Origin of the sequence: Nannocystis pusilla (genome assembly GCF_020073745.1) — a bacterium.
Taxonomy (GTDB): Bacteria; Myxococcota_A; Polyangia; order Nannocystales; family Nannocystaceae; genus Nannocystis; species Nannocystis radixulma.
This window is the reverse complement of the sequence record NZ_JAIRAU010000057.1, coordinates 390249-403864: the sequence shown is the minus strand read 5'-3', so window position 1 is coordinate 403864 and position 13616 is coordinate 390249. Positions and strand designations below refer to the sequence as shown.

Sequence of the window (13616 nt, the reverse complement as noted above, 5' to 3'; positions counted from 1 at the left end):
ACCTACTTCTGTTTTACCAGAGAGACTTCGATGTTGATCGTCACCTCGTCGCCGACCATCGCCCCGCCGAGCTCGAGCAGCGCGTTCCAGGTGATGCCGAACTCCGAGCGGCGGATCTTCGTCTTCGCCGAGGCGCCGACGCGCGTGTTGCCCCACGGGTCGGCCTGCTCGTCCGTGACGTCCTCGACCTTGAGCACGATCTCGCGCGTCTGCTCGCGGATCGTCAGGTCGCCGACGACGTCGTAGCCGTCGCCGCTGCGGACCACGCGCTTGGACGCGAATGTCATGGTCGGGAACTTGTCGGCGTCGAAGAAGTCGGCGCTGCGCAGGTGCGCGTCGCGCTGCTCCTCGCGGGTGTGGATCGACCCGATCTCCACCGTCGCCGAGACGCTCGAGCCGGCCGGGTCCTCGCGGTCGAGCACGACCTCGCCGGCGAACTTCTTGAACTCGCCGCGGACGTTGGTAATCATCATGTGGCGCACGCTGAAGCCGACGCTCGAGTGCGAGGTGTCGATGCTCCAGCGGGTGGCGGTGTTCGTCGCAGTCGTCATGCCCGCCACGATGCGCCCCGCCCCGGCATGCGACTAGGTAGCGAGGGGCGAACCGATTGTTGCTCGGGGGCGAACAATCGCTCGCGCCTCGTCCGAGCTGTCACGCGGACGAGGCTCGACGGCGACGGGCCTGGGCGCTGCGCGAATTGCCGACTGCGCCTCGCGGGGGGTCCGGGGAGGGGTCGGCCGCGAGTTCAGCGTGCCGATGACCCCTCCTGCGTCGGGGTCATCTTGCCCTCGTATTCGCGGCCGGAATAAGAACCGACCCTCTCAGAACACCCCGAAACCTGGCCCCCGCGTTTCCTGGCCAAATTCGGTGTTCTGAGAGAGGTCGAGTCGCCGCCATGAGCCGCCACGAGCCGCCATCGGACATGGAAACGTGTCGGTTTGGAATCGCGGCGGAAACGTCGTCGGTGCTCAAGCTTGATGGCGAGCAGCAGGGCGGCGCGGACCTCGGCGCGCGGGAGTCCGAGCCAGCCCCCGCGGGGCAGTGGTCGACGCTCGACGATGCCGACGTCTGGGACCTCGACTCGCTCGCGTTCGATGCCAGCGGCCCAGCGCGCATGAGCGCCAGGAGGACTGCCCCCCGGGGAGGGTCACGAAGGCGAGGACCAGGTTGCCGGTGCCGGAGTGTCGCGGCGGGAGGGTCTGGTCGGGAGCGATGACAAGGTGCAGGGTGGATTCCTCGATGGCACCCACCGCCGTAGCGCCTCGCTGCTGATCGAATTTCGTGCACGCTCTTTGCCCTTTCTCCCGCGACGTTGAAGCTGCACGGGGCAGGACAACATGGGCAGGTTCACGCCGAGAGCAACTTTGCGCGCTCGCCGTAGTTCGACCTCGAAGGGTCGTCTGGAGGCCGTTCAAGGAGGTTTGTCGAGTCGTGCGAACGTCTTCTTGTCGAGCGGGACGTCGATCGGGACGTCCGCGATCGACGGCGTGGTGTATTGGCTCAGCGTGAATGCAACCGAGGGAGGGGCGGCCTACGGACTGGCGCGAAGCCGCGGACGGTGGCGACGAAGGCGAGGTTCGCCCGCATGGCTTCGGGCGTGAAGCAAGGGAACGTGCTGCACAGGTCCGTGAGGTCGAACTCTTGTTGGCGTTGCTCTTCCGCGCTCCATCGAAGCGCGAGTCGGCCATGACGCCAGGATTATCGCGACAACCGCGCGCCGACCTTTGTTACCGTGAAGCGGATGCCTCGCCCACCGCGTGCTCACGCCGCCCCAGGACAGCGGGCCGAGATCGAGGTCCTGCTCGCACCGTGGCTGCCCGATCCGGTCGACCGCGCATTCGTCGCGCGCTGCATCGTCGACGAGGGACCGGCGCACCACCGCGGCGCCAGCTACGCGCTGCTTCGCCTCCTCGGGCTCGCCCTTGCGGCCACCGGCGGTCCGCCCGCGGAGCCCGGCGAGTCGGCGCCGATCGTCCTCCGGCTCCCCCCGCACCTGCGCCGCGGACACGCTGACGAGGAGTACCCGCTCGGTATCCCGCTTGCCGCGCTGGAGCGCCTAGCTCCCCGGGGCTCTGCAGCGTTCAAGCACCTGCTCGAGTGCCTGAGCGACGGACCGCCGCACCATGCGCTCGCCAACGCAGCGATGGTGTGCCTGCTCGACGCGCTGCTCCGTCGCCTCGATGGACGCGGCGATGCCTGAGCTGTCTCCGCGGCTCGGGCCGGCCTTCCTGTTGGCCGCCGGCGAGCTCGGCATGGCCTCGGCAGCCCACCTGTTCGTCCGCGAGGTCGCGGCGAGCGGCGGCGACAAACTCGTGCGTGCTGCGCTGGACGAACTCGGCCAGGACTTCCCGGTGCTCGGGTGCATCGCCGCACGCTGGCTCGCCGGGGCGCGTGGTCCGGCACCGACCGCGGAGGGCGTGCTCGTGGCCCTCCACGGACTGACGCGGCTTTTGGTCGTCGGTCTCGAGACGACCTGGCTCGACGTCCTCCTGCCGGCCTGTCGCGGCGTCGAGGTCGGCATCCTCACCGATGACTTGGGTCCGACCACGGACCTTCGCCGCGTGCTCGCCAACTACGAGGGCCTGGCCGTCGGTGTCAGGCTGGGCGAGCTGCACCGCTGGTCGGGTCGGCGCAGCGGGCTGCTGTGCTTCGTGTACGGCAGCGACGGCCACGTCGTGCACGTCCCCGGCGCGTGGCTGCGCGTGTCGGGCCCGGACGTGCGCACCCAGTTCGCCGCGCTGGTCGGCTGGAACATCCTCGGCGGCGCGATGGAGCTGTACCCGCGCTGGCTGGCGGAGACGCAGGCGCCGGACTTCTCGACGGTCGTGCACCCATGATCGTGCCGCAACTCCTGCTCGCCGCGCTCCTGCTCGCCGCGCTGATCACCCAGGCGGTGCTCCCGGCGTACCGCGTGCTGATCGTCGTCAGCGCGGCGGGGCTCGCCGTGCTCGTGGCGCGCCTTTACGGCACGGTGGTGCCCGGCGGGCTGCTGGGCGCCGTGCCGTGGGACGTGCTGATCATCCTCGTCAGCCTCGGGGCGTTGTCGAGCGTGCTCGCGGAGTCGCGCCTGTTCGACCGCCTCGCGGTCGTGGCGACCCGCATCAGCCGCGGTGATCCGACGCGGGTGACCATCGTGTTCGCGGCGGTCATGTACGTGGTCAGCGGCCTCGTCAACAACCTCACCGCGTTGCTCCTGGTGATGCCCGTCCAGCTCGTCCTGTTCCGATTGATAGGAGTCGAGCGTCGCTATGTCGCCTGGTCGCTGGGTCTGATGCTCGTCGCCTGCAACCTCGGCGGCGCCGCGACGCCGATCGGCGACTTCCCGGCGATCCTCATGCTCGGTGGCGGACGCATGACGTTCCTCGACTACCTCGTGCGCGCCGGACCGACGACGGCGCTGATCTTCCTCGTCCTCCTCGCCGCCGTCATCCGCATGGTTCGGCCGGCCAAGCACATCCCCAGCGATCCGCTGTCGACCCGTATCAGCTGCACGGTGATCGAGGCGATGCACCGTCGCGTCCTGCTGCGCCGGCGGATCGCGTGGCCCGCCGCTGCGATCCTCGGGCTCATGTTCGGCGCCTGGACCGTGCTGCCAGCCGATCTCGGTGTCACGCCCGAGCTCGTGTGCTGGCTCGGCGGCGCTGCGACCATGCTGATCTCCCCGCGCGTCGGCGAGGACGTGCTGCGTCGCCGCTTCGACGCCGAGGCGGTGCTGTTCCTGCTGGCGATGTTCATTATGGTGCTCGCAGTGCGCAGCTCGGGGCTGTTCGAGACCCTCGCCCGCGCGCTCGTCGACACACCGCTGCCCATCGGGTTGCAGCTCGGGCTGTTCCTCGTACTCGCGGGCGTAGCGACCGCGCTGTTTTCAGCGGGGCCGAGCATGGCCGCCCTGCTCGAGGTCGCCGACGTGCTGGCCCGCGAGCTCCCGGGTCACGTCGTCTACGTCGGCCTCGCCCTGTCCGTGTGCGCCGGCAGCTCGTGTCTGTTGACGGCCGCGACCTCGGGCCCGCTCGCTCAGGCGCTGTGCGAGCGCGCCGACCTACGCGACGCACAGGGCGAGCCGATCCGCTTCGGCTTCTTCGAGTTCTTGCGTGTCGGGCTGCTGTCGTTCGTGATCATCGAGACCGGCGCGCTCGGCTACGCCGCCTGGGCGCTCTACACCTGATCACCGCGGCTGCAGCAGGTCCGACGCTGTTGGATCCGCCGCCGCGGCTGCCACACGCCGATCAAGCAGGCCCGTACATTCTTGCTACATGAGAGATGGGGCGGCCCTTCGAGATCGGACGACATGGTCACGTCTCAAACCACCGGGCGCTGCTCGGACACAACGCCGGGGTGATGAGCAGCCAGGAAGAGGCGGGACAACCGATCAAGGATGGATCGGGAAGGCGAACGCAAGTCGCGCCGGGCAAGGTGATCGCGGCGACGAGTACGAGGCCGGCGCAGACGTACCGGCGGCTCGTGGGCTCAGCGGCGGTGGAACGGGATCTCGACAGTGCCGAGTGCCGGCCCTCACCAGCGGCGACCAGCCTGGCGACGAATAGGATCCGGCCCATGCCCTCGACTCGTTCAAAGTAGACGAATCCGACGATCCGGCCGCCCGGGGCCAGCACCCCCTCGGGCAGGGCCTTGCGCCGCATGTCCCGCGATGGCCGGTAGATACGGGCGATTTCGGTGAAGTGGCGGTCGTAGTAGTCGGTGTGGAACGGGAAGTCGTCCGTGAACACGGGCCGGGCAGGGAACGACGCCGCGAGCCACGGCGCCACCGCGAACCCCGACGACGGGTAGACCGGCGTCACCGGCTCCACCTGTCCGATCGTCCAGAACGGCGGCAAGGCGGCGAACGTCCGCGCGCCGACCAGCGCAAAATGATCGTACCGGATCTCGATTGGACGCCCGCCGTCGTTTTCCACGGCGACGAGCATCGGTGTCATCAAGCGCGGCAAGCCGGGCGGAAACCCGCGCCACGGCCCGGCGGAAGCGGTGATTCGTACCCCGGCGCAAGCGGCCGCGGCGGCCCGCCCGGGGGCTTCGACCACTCGTACATCCTCGGCGGGCACCAGCGTGGGCGCACAGCCAGCGAACGACGTGGCGAGCACGAGAGCGACGCGATGCACCGCGAGTCTGCTCCGCGGCCGTCGCACGCGGAGCGGCGCGGTCGTCTGCGCGTGCCCGTCGTGTCCCTCGTTCGCCATCTTCTGCGCCAGCACTCCGCCGATGTCGGCCTCGTAGGCGACGTCCGGCACGTCGGTCATCGCGGATCTCACCCGCACTCATGAAGCGGTCCCGACTCAGGGGCGGCGCAGGTGGACTTTGACGTCGACTGCGACCGCGCCGCGAGGCGAGGCGATCACCGGGTTGAGGTCGAGCTCCTCGAGCTCGGGGATCTCGCAGGCGAGCTGGCCGACGCGCAGGAGCAGCGCCTCGAGCTCGGCGACGTCGGCCGGTGGTGCGCCGCGGTAACCGAACAACCGCGGACTCGAGCGCAGGCCGCGGACGAGCTCGCGGGCGTCGACGTCGGTGAGCGGGAGGATGTGAAAGGCGCGGTCGGCGAGCAGCTCTGTGGCCACGCCGCCGGCACCGAACATGAGCAGCGGGCCGAACGCTCGCCGCCGGACGAGGCCGACGATCAGCTCGACGCCCGGGCCCGCCATCGGCTGGACGACGACGGGACCGGCCGGCGCGAGCTCGGCGAAGGCCCGGCACACGGCGTCGGCGTCGCGCAGATCGAGGCGCAACGCGGCGACCTCGGTCTTGTGGAGGATCGCGCCGGAGGCGGCCTTGAGCACCACGGGGAAGCCGAGGTCCTCGGCGAGGAGCGCGGCCGCGTCGGCGCTCGCAGCACGGCGTGTGGCGATCGCGGGAACGCCATAGGCACGCACGAGCGCGACGGCGCGGTCGAGGTCCAGCCACACGTCGTCATGGTGCTGCAGCGCGTCTTCGACGAGCGCGCGAGCGGCCTCGCTATCGATGTCGGCGAGCTCGGGGACAACGCCGGGGTCACGGCGCAGCCAGGCGGCGTGGCGGGCGACACGGCCGAGGGCGAGCGCGGCCGGCTCGGGGCTCGTGAAGCAGGGCAGCGCGCGCGGGCTTGCGACCCCGGGCGTGACCGCGGGCAGCAGCGCGGCCACCACGACCGGCTTGCGCGCGCCCACGACCGCGCGCTCGATCGCTGCCACGACGTCGTCGGCGGGCTCGACGATCGGTGTGTGGATCACCAGCGCCATGTCGACCGCATCGTCGGCGAGGACACGGCTCAGCGTCTGCTCGTAGTGCGCGGCGGTGGCGGAGGCGATCATGTCGACGGGGTTCTCGACCGCGGCGTGGGGGCCGAGCAGTCGCCGCAGTTCGTACTGCGTCGATTCGCCGAGCTGGGTCACGCGGAGCCCGGCGTCGACACAGGCATCCACGGCGAGGACGCCGGGACCCCCGGAGTTGCCCACGATCGCCACGCGGTCGCCGGCGGGCAACGGCTGCGAAGTGAGCACGCGGGTGACGTCGAGCAGCTGCTCGGGAGTGTCGACCCGGATCACGCCGGTCTGGGCCAGCAGCGCCTCGACCGCGTCATCGGAGGTCGCGGCCGCGGCGGTGTGCGACGAGGCCGCGCGCCGACCGGCGGCGCTGCGCCCCGCCGTGACGGCGACGATCGGCTTGCTCCGCACCAGCCGCCGCGCGATCTGACTGAACTTGCGCGGGTTGCCGAACGACTCTAGGTACAGGAGGACGATCTCGGTCGCGTCGTCGTCTTCCCAGTAGCGCAGCAGGTCGTTGCTGCTGACGTCAGCCCGGTTGCCGATCGAGACGAACGAGGACAGGCCGAGGCCGAGCCGCGCCATGCCGTCGAGAAGGGCCACGCCGAGCGCGCCCGACTGCGACAGGACGGTGATCTTGCCCGGCGGTGGGCGCACCGGGGCGAAGGTGGCGTCGAGGCCGATCGCGGTGTTCATGATGCCGAGGCAATTGGGGCCCACCAAGCGCATGCCGCCCTCGCGGACGCGCTGCAGCAGCCGCCGCTCGCGCGCCGCGCCCTCCCGTCCGATCTCGCGGAAGCCGGCGCTGACGACGACGAGCCCGCGGACGCCCCGCTCGGCGCACTCGTCGACGACGGCGGGCACCGCCGCGGCCGGCACCGCGATCACGGCCAGCTCGACCGAATCGGGGATGTCGCGGATGCTGGCGAACGCGGGCACTCCAGCGACGCTCTCGGCATGCGGGTTGACCGGGAAGATCGGACCCTGAAAGCCGGCGGCGAGCAGGTTCAGCAGCAGGCGGTGGCCGATTGCCCGCTCGTCGCGGCTGGCTCCGATCAGCGCCACCGAGCACGGCGCCAGCACGTGCCCCAGCCCCAGCCCCTCGGGGTCGAGCTCGTAAGGCTCGAGGTGCTCGCCCTCGACGAGGACGGGGTCGACCCGCGCCGGCTCGGGGACGCGGGTCGGGGTGATCTTTCGCGTGACGCCGCTCATGACTGTGCAGTGTGGACCGGGTCGGCCGCAGGCGCCCGCGGGTCGCAACCGGTCGCTAGCCCGGATTTCTCACCACGGATAGGAATTCCGGCCGTACTTCCCGAGTTAGAGCGGGTGTGAAACGAGATGCTCTCACCAAGTGGTACGGCCGGAACGCGACAAGGTGTATCCGCGCCGAGTTCGATTTTCAACCTGCCGGTCGACGCCGTGTCGAGGCGGCGTTCGACGCGGGACGGGTCAGCTCGGACGGCGGTCTGCTGCTGCTGCGCGAGCTGACCAAGAGTTCAGGTGTGTTTCGAAGGTTTGCGTCCTGCTTCCGGGACCACCGCGATCCGAGCCGCATCGAGCACACCGTCGAGGAGCTGCTTGCGCAGCGCGTGCTGGGTCTGCTGTGCGGCTACGAGGATCTGAACGACCACGACACACTCCGCGACGACGCCTTGCTCGCGCTGGCGGTCGGCAAGGCCGATCCGACTGGCGAGCAGCGCAAGCGGGAGCGCGACCGGGGTCACGCGCTGGCGGGCAAGAGCACACTGAACCGCCTGGAGCTGGCGACGCCGAGCGTCGCGGGAGACGAGCGTTACAAGAAGATCAGTTACGACGACCACGCCATCCAGCGCCTCTTCGTCGATACCTTCCTCGCCGCGCACGCTGAACCGCCGGCGGAGATCGTCCTCGATCTCGACGCGACCGACGACCCGGTGCACGGTCAGCAGGAGGGCCGCTTCTTTCACGGCTTCTATGACGGCTACTGCTACCTGCCGCTGTACGTCTTCTGCGGCGACTTCCTCCTCGGTGCCGCGCTGAACACCGCCAACGAGCAGCCGGCCAGCCACGCGGTCGAGGAACTCGAACGGATCGTCGCGCAGATCCTCGCGCGCTGGCCAGGCGCGCGGATCATCGTGCGCGGCGACTCGGGCTTCTGTCGGGACGACATCATGCGCTGGTGCGAGGATAACGGGCTCTTCTTCGTCCTGGGCTTGCAGAAGAACTCTCGCTTAATCGCGGAGATCGACGACGACATGAACGAGGCCCGCGCCATCGCCGAGCGCACCGGCAAGAACGCACGTGTCTTCAAGGATTTCCGATACGAGACGAACCGGTCCTGGTCCTGCGAACGTCGCGTGATCGGCAAGGCCGAATACACGACCGACAAGGAGAACCCGCGCTTCGTCGCCACCAACCTGTCCTGCGACGAGTACGACGCCCGCGGCCTCTACGAGGACCTGTACTGCGCCCGCGGCGACATGGAGAACCGGATCAAGGAGCAGCAACTCGGCCTCTTCGCCGACCGCACCAGCGCGCACACGCTGCGGGCCAATCAACTGCGCCTCTGGCTCTCCTCGGTCGCGTACATGATCCTGAACGAGCTCCGCCGAATCGCCCTCGCCAGCACCGAACTCGCGCACGCCCAGGTCTCCACGATCCGCACGCGGCTGCTCAAGATCGGTGCGATCGTCACGACCTCGGTCCGCCGCATCTGCGTTTCCCTCAGCTCGGTCTTTCCCTTCCAGCATGTCTGGTGGCGAGCCCTCGACAACCTCCGCCGAGCTCACTCATGAAACGCTGACGGCCTCGACAACATCCCGCGTGATGGATGCGCCTCTCTGCGCAGGAGGTCGTCTGTCCTCATGGACATGTCGCTCGGAAGGCGCCCGCCGGACTTGTAAGCCGGCATACAGCTCGATCTCGCGCGCTCGCCGTCCGTCGCTTGCGGCTCATGTCACCGCCGTCCGAGCGCCCCGCGCCAGGTCGACGGCGGCCGCTCAGCAGGCTCCGCTGTGCGTGGTGAGAAATCCGGGCTAGCTGCCGGACGAGGAGCGGGCGTGCCGACGAAGCGTCACTGCGAGGGCGGAATGATGATCTCGACGCGCCGATTGTTGGCTCTGCCCTCGGCCGATGAATTGTCGGCGACGGGCTGAGCTTCGCCCACGCCGCGGGCCTGGATGCGATCGGCCGCGACCCCACGGGAGACGAGGAAGTCTCGGACAGCCTGCGCTCGGGCCTCCGATAACTTCTGATTGAAGTCCTCGTTCCCCGACGAGTCCGTGTGGCCCTCGACGACGAAGGTCGCGTCGGGATCGCCGGCGACCAGGGCCTCGGCGACCTGGGTGAGCCGCGAGGCGGCCGTGGGTAGCAGCTCGGACTTGCCGCTGGCGAACAGGACGCTCCCCGAGAGGGTCACGACCGTCCCGCGCTCCTCGTCCTTCACCGCCGCGACCCGGGCCAGGGCGGCGATCGCCAGCGCCGCGCGACGTTCGGCCTCGGCTCGGCGCTCCTGCTCGGCCGTCAGGCGAGACGCGTTGGTGGCGTTCTCCGCCTGCTCGGCGGCGAGGACGTCGCGAGTTCGCCAGAGCTCCGCGTTCCTGGCAGCCTCGGCGTGATCAGCGGTGCGAGCCAGAACCAGGGCGAGCTCCGCCTTCCGCGTGGCGATGTAGGCGTGGTCGCGCGTCTTCGGGGAGTTACCCTCCTCGACGAACGAGCGCTCGGCCTTCGCCAGCGACTGGCGCGCATCGTCGAGCTCCGCCGGGGTCTCCTGCCGAGTCGTCGGATCAGCGGCCGCTTCTCGATACGACTCGCGGGCGTCTCGGAGCTCCTGCGGGATCCGTTCGGCGCAGGCGGTCGGGACGAGGAAGGCAGCGATGAGGATGAGCGATCTTGGTGACACGACGACCTCCGTGAGGATCAGGGGTTTGGCGTCGCCTTGCCCGTGACCGCGGCCTGCTCGGCCGCCTGCCGGGCCTCGTGTTCGCGGACGAGAGCGATCGCAAGCGCCGCGTCGCTCTCGGCGCGCTGCGCCATGCGCTGGGCCCGCTCATGTTTCCTGTTGGCGATCAGCGCTCGGGTCCAGACGACCTCTTTTTTGGCGTATCGCAATACCTGCGCCGCCTGCGGCACCTGCGACGCGCCGAGCTCCTCTGCAGTATTCACCGAGGCGATCGAGGTAGTCAGAGCCTGCGTCGGCGGCGCGGTGGCACATCCGACTGCGAAGACGAATACGAGGCTGAGGAATGTCGCTCTCATGCGGACCTCCGTGGCAGGGAGTCGACGCGACGTCGCGCCATCATTCACTATGACATGAGCGTCATTGCAATCAACCGGACCCGACGTGTGCGACAGGCTCGGCGCATTCGCTCCCGACCCGCGAGCTCGCGCCGTCGCGCCGAACGGTTCTCGACGCCGCCGAATGCCGGACCACGGGTCGCCCGTCCTCGATCTTCTCGAGGTACAGGGAGCCGCGCCGCACGCCAGACTCCCGGAACCTGGCATGAGACGCGAATGGCGCCGGGCCGCCGAGCTCGCCCGCGCCGGAGAGCCGGGCAAGCGGCCATTCATCGCGCTGGCGACATGTCGCCCAGGAAGGGGACCGAACCAGCGCGCCGACGAGGAGGGCGTCCGGCTCGACGAAAAAGCGCCGCGATTCGACCCGGTAGAGCTGCCACATCACGACGACAGCGGTGACGAGCACGACGGCGAGCGCGAGCAGCACGCGGCCCATGAGCACCCTGCCAAGCCCCGCCCGCTCCGCGAGCGCGTGCCGAGCCGGCGCTTGGCAAGGGCGGGACGAGCGCTTCAGGACCGTCCGGGGCGCTTGAACGCCGCCCTGGCGCGCCCGACGTCGGCCCGGATCGCGCAGGCTTCGACGTGATCGTTGATCAGCCCCATCGCCTGCATGAACGCGTACACCGTGGTAGGGCCGACGAACTTCCAGCCGTCGGCCCGTAGTGCCTTCGACAGGGCCGCCGACGCCACGGAGCGGGTCTCGGTCTGAGACGGCGCGAGCGAGCTCGCGAGCGGCTCGTGGCGCCAGATGAAGGCTGCCAGCGAGCCCTCGCGCGCGACGAGCTTGCGGGCGCAGCTCGCGTTGTGGATGACCGCCTCGATCTTGCCGCGGTGGCGGACGATCGTGTCGTCGCCCATCAGGCGTTCGACGTCGCGCTCCATGAAGCCTGCGATCCTGTCGAAGTCGAACCCATGGAACGCAGTCCTAAAACCCTCGCGCTTGGCGAGGATCGTCCGCCAACTCAGCCCGCACTGGAACGCTTCCAAGCTCAGCTTCTCGAACAGCCGGATGTCGTCGGCGACCGGGAAGCCCCACTCTGTGTCGTGATAGGCGAGGAATTCTGGCGCCGCGCTACACCAGCGGCAGCGCGGCCGAGCGTCGGGTCCTACGAATGTCGCGCTCATGCGGCCTCACCCGAGCAGGAAACGCAGCCGGTCCTCGACCTTCGACGGGGCAATCTCGAGGATCTCCGCTGACACGACGTTCTCCGCCACGAACGGATCGGTGTCCACGCGGCGCCGGAGCTCGTCTAGCAGGATGCCATGCGCCACGATTGCGCCGCCGGCGTTCGGCCTCAGGCTGCCGACCACCAGGAAGACGCCCTCCGAGAGGCCGCGCGCGATCCACTCGTTGTGGCCCGCCATGAACTGGCCGGCCCGGTCCTTGTTGTCGGAGAATTTGAGCAGTACAATGAACATTGGAGCTCCGTCCTAGCTAGTGCCCTGCGGGCCGTTTGGCGCCGCGCCGCGCCGTGAGCGCTCGCGGTTTCGGCGCGATACACGAGGCCAGCCAGTCCTCCAGCTGCTTCACCTCGTAGCGGATGAACTTCTCGTCGTGGAACGCGTTCGCCAGCGTGGCGATCCCCTGGCTCCGCGCCAGGACGTGCATCGCCAAGGCATCCGCGTCGGCGCAGCCGATCAGCTCGAACTGCCGGCTGAGCCAGACGCGGAACAGCGTGAAGAGCTCGTTCGCCTCGGCCTGCGACGCGTGGTTCTGCTTGGCGAGCTCCGTGCTCAAACTGCCGACCGGGCAGCCGTAGCGCTTGATGTCGGCTCGATTGACGATCAGGATGTGAATGAAGCTGCGGATGCGATCCGCGGGAGTCTCCCCATCGCTCTCCCAGCGCCCCAGCATCCCGCGCGTCTTCGCCAGGCGCGCCTGGATCACCGCGCTCAGGATCTCATCCTTGGTGCGAAAGTGATAGTAGAAGTTGCCGCGCGAGATCTGCACCGTATCCGCGATGTCCGAGAACGACGTGTGCTCGTAGCCCTTGCGATAAAACAGCTGATCTGCGGCCTCGACGATTTGCGCGCGGGTGCTCTTGTCGGTCATGAAGATTCGCTCGACCGCGAAGTCGTGTCCTTCGCCTAGGACGGCCGCCCTAGGATGTGACGAAACCTAGGACGGCCGTCCTACGTAGTCAAGAGGCAACGGCGACCGCCGTCGGGGCGGGTTTTGGCCTGCTGGACTGCGCCGCGGTCCGGTGCAGGCGCAGCGACCTCTGGATGCGTGCGACGTCTGCTTGTGACGGTTCGCTCACGCGCGCCAGCGAACCGGCAGCAGGCGCGCCCCCAGCCAACAAAGGACCGCCCAGCTCACACCCAGCACCCAGCCTGCCAATACGTCGCTTGGATAATGCACACCGGCGTACACTCGGCTGACGCCGACGACCAGCGCGATCGCTAGCGCAACGCCGATGATGAACGCACGAAGTCGCGGTTCATCGACCAGACGCGCCAGCACCACGCCCAGGCTCAGGTAGACCACCGCGGCCATCGTCGCGTGACTGCTGGGGAAGCTGGCGGACTCGACACCCAGGAGGTGCGGCACCACGCTCGGCCGCGGTCGCGCGAAGGCTTGCTTGAGCAGCCGCGCGAGGAGAGCTCCACCGCCGACCAGCGCCACGAGCAGACCGATCGCGCGGAGACGCCGGGAGAGCGCCAGGTAGCCGAAGATCGTCAGCGTCACGAGCGTGACGACTGCCGAGCCTCCGAGCGCGGTGAGGTCGCGCATCGCCGCCTCGAGCCACGGCGGACCCCGCGGGTCGGACAGATCGTCGGGGGCGCGGAACATGAGCAGCACGGCGCGATCGAACGCGGCCGTTTCGCCCTCGACGACCTCATCCGCGAGTTCGACGAACGACCAGCCGCCGGCGACGAGCACCAACGCCGCCACCAGGAGCGTGAAGTCCGGATGCCGGCGTAGCACCCCGAGTCGCGCCCACAAGCCCTGCCTCTGCCGGGTCGAACGCGGCTGAACGGCCCCGGGCGCGGTCCTCGTGCTCGTCGTCATGGCACTCGCAGTCCAAGGATGGCCCGAGTGCGGCGGAAGGCAAAGTGTCGCGGCGGCGGCAGTAGCGAGCCCGCGAG

General features: G+C 69.3%; 14 protein-coding genes. 4 read left to right on the top strand and 10 right to left on the bottom strand.

Features of this window, described 5'->3' with window-relative positions; all coding sequences use genetic code 11:
* Positions 1–2 precede the first annotated feature (2 nt).
* Positions 3–551, bottom strand: a complete 549-nt coding sequence (locus tag K7C98_RS41380; RefSeq protein WP_224197456.1) for a YceI family protein — start codon at positions 549–551, stop codon at positions 3–5.
* 1190 nt (positions 552–1741) lie between these two features.
* On the opposite strand from K7C98_RS41380, the gene K7C98_RS41375 reads away from it, so the two are divergent.
* The 3 genes from K7C98_RS41375 to K7C98_RS41365 are packed head-to-tail and all read left to right on the top strand — an operon-like array spanning position 1742 to position 4165.
* Positions 1742–2200: a hypothetical protein gene (locus tag K7C98_RS41375; RefSeq protein WP_224197455.1), complete on the top strand. Its 459-nt coding sequence runs from the start codon at positions 1742–1744 to the stop codon at positions 2198–2200.
* Positions 2193–2837 (top strand): hypothetical protein, encoded by a 645-nt coding sequence (locus tag K7C98_RS41370; RefSeq protein WP_224197454.1) that lies wholly within the window; start codon positions 2193–2195, stop codon positions 2835–2837. Before K7C98_RS41375 ends, K7C98_RS41370 begins: the two co-directional genes overlap by 8 nt.
* Positions 2834–4165, top strand: coding sequence for an SLC13 family permease (locus K7C98_RS41365; protein WP_224197453.1), 1332 nt, complete (start codon positions 2834–2836; stop codon positions 4163–4165). The genes K7C98_RS41370 and K7C98_RS41365 overlap by 4 nt, the downstream gene beginning before the upstream one ends.
* Before the next feature lie 127 nt (positions 4166–4292).
* Here K7C98_RS41365 and K7C98_RS41360 read toward each other — a convergent pair whose 3' ends face one another.
* Positions 4293–5255, bottom strand: coding sequence for a hypothetical protein (locus K7C98_RS41360; protein ID WP_224197452.1), 963 nt, complete (start codon positions 5253–5255; stop codon positions 4293–4295).
* A 36-nt stretch (positions 5256–5291) separates the two neighbouring features.
* On the bottom strand, positions 5292–7463 hold the full coding sequence (locus K7C98_RS41355; protein WP_224197451.1) for an acetate--CoA ligase family protein: 2172 nt from the start codon (positions 7461–7463) through the stop codon (positions 5292–5294).
* A 116-nt stretch (positions 7464–7579) separates the two neighbouring features.
* Between K7C98_RS41355 and K7C98_RS41350 the strand changes: the two genes are divergently transcribed.
* On the top strand, positions 7580–9025 hold the full coding sequence (locus K7C98_RS41350; protein ID WP_431312826.1) for an IS1380 family transposase: 1446 nt from the start codon (positions 7580–7582) through the stop codon (positions 9023–9025).
* Positions 9026–9303: 278 nt separating this feature from the next.
* Here the strand turns inward: K7C98_RS41350 and K7C98_RS41345 are convergent, their stop codons facing one another.
* From K7C98_RS41345 to K7C98_RS41315, 7 genes are all read right to left on the bottom strand, one after another.
* Positions 9304–10131, bottom strand: coding sequence for an OmpA family protein (locus K7C98_RS41345; protein WP_224197450.1), 828 nt, complete (start codon positions 10129–10131; stop codon positions 9304–9306).
* 17 nt (positions 10132–10148) lie between these two features.
* Entirely contained in the window at positions 10149–10394 is a 246-nt protein-coding gene (locus tag K7C98_RS41340; RefSeq protein ID WP_224197449.1) for a hypothetical protein, read from the bottom strand.
* A 163-nt stretch (positions 10395–10557) separates the two neighbouring features.
* Entirely contained in the window at positions 10558–10953 is a 396-nt protein-coding gene (locus tag K7C98_RS41335) for a hypothetical protein (RefSeq protein WP_224197448.1), read from the bottom strand.
* Between the two features lie 83 nt (positions 10954–11036).
* Positions 11037–11651: a DNA-3-methyladenine glycosylase I gene (locus tag K7C98_RS41330; protein ID WP_224197447.1), complete on the bottom strand. Its 615-nt coding sequence runs from the start codon at positions 11649–11651 to the stop codon at positions 11037–11039.
* Between the two features lie 6 nt (positions 11652–11657).
* Complete coding sequence (locus tag K7C98_RS41325) at positions 11658–11945, bottom strand: YciI family protein (protein ID WP_224197446.1); 288 nt, start codon at positions 11943–11945, stop codon at positions 11658–11660.
* 16 nt (positions 11946–11961) lie between these two features.
* The gene (locus K7C98_RS41320) at positions 11962–12579 is read right to left on the bottom strand and encodes a TetR/AcrR family transcriptional regulator (protein ID WP_224197445.1); all 618 of its coding nucleotides are present in this window, start codon (positions 12577–12579) and stop codon (positions 11962–11964) included.
* A 204-nt stretch (positions 12580–12783) separates the two neighbouring features.
* Positions 12784–13539: a phosphatase PAP2 family protein gene (locus K7C98_RS41315; RefSeq protein WP_224197444.1), complete on the bottom strand. Its 756-nt coding sequence runs from the start codon at positions 13537–13539 to the stop codon at positions 12784–12786.
* Between the last annotated feature and the right edge of the window lie 77 nt (positions 13540–13616).

Excerpts from the sequence above, each read along its gene's own strand:
- K7C98_RS41380 (WP_224197456.1), bottom strand. The coding sequence starts at position 551 with ATGACGACTGCGACGAACACCGCCACCCGCTGGAGCATCGACACCTCG.
- K7C98_RS41375 (WP_224197455.1), top strand. The coding sequence starts at position 1,742 with ATGCCTCGCCCACCGCGTGCTCACGCCGCCCCAGGACAGCGGGCCGAG.
- K7C98_RS41370 (WP_224197454.1), top strand. The coding sequence starts at position 2,193 with ATGCCTGAGCTGTCTCCGCGGCTCGGGCCGGCCTTCCTGTTGGCCGCC.
- K7C98_RS41365 (WP_224197453.1), top strand. The coding sequence starts at position 2,834 with ATGATCGTGCCGCAACTCCTGCTCGCCGCGCTCCTGCTCGCCGCGCTG.
- K7C98_RS41360 (WP_224197452.1), bottom strand. The coding sequence starts at position 5,255 with ATGACCGACGTGCCGGACGTCGCCTACGAGGCCGACATCGGCGGAGTG.
- K7C98_RS41355 (WP_224197451.1), bottom strand. The coding sequence starts at position 7,463 with ATGAGCGGCGTCACGCGAAAGATCACCCCGACCCGCGTCCCCGAGCCG.
- K7C98_RS41330 (WP_224197447.1), bottom strand. The coding sequence starts at position 11,651 with ATGAGCGCGACATTCGTAGGACCCGACGCTCGGCCGCGCTGCCGCTGG.
- K7C98_RS41325 (WP_224197446.1), bottom strand. The coding sequence starts at position 11,945 with ATGTTCATTGTACTGCTCAAATTCTCCGACAACAAGGACCGGGCCGGC.
- K7C98_RS41320 (WP_224197445.1), bottom strand. The coding sequence starts at position 12,579 with ATGACCGACAAGAGCACCCGCGCGCAAATCGTCGAGGCCGCAGATCAG.
- K7C98_RS41315 (WP_224197444.1), bottom strand. The coding sequence starts at position 13,539 with ATGACGACGAGCACGAGGACCGCGCCCGGGGCCGTTCAGCCGCGTTCG.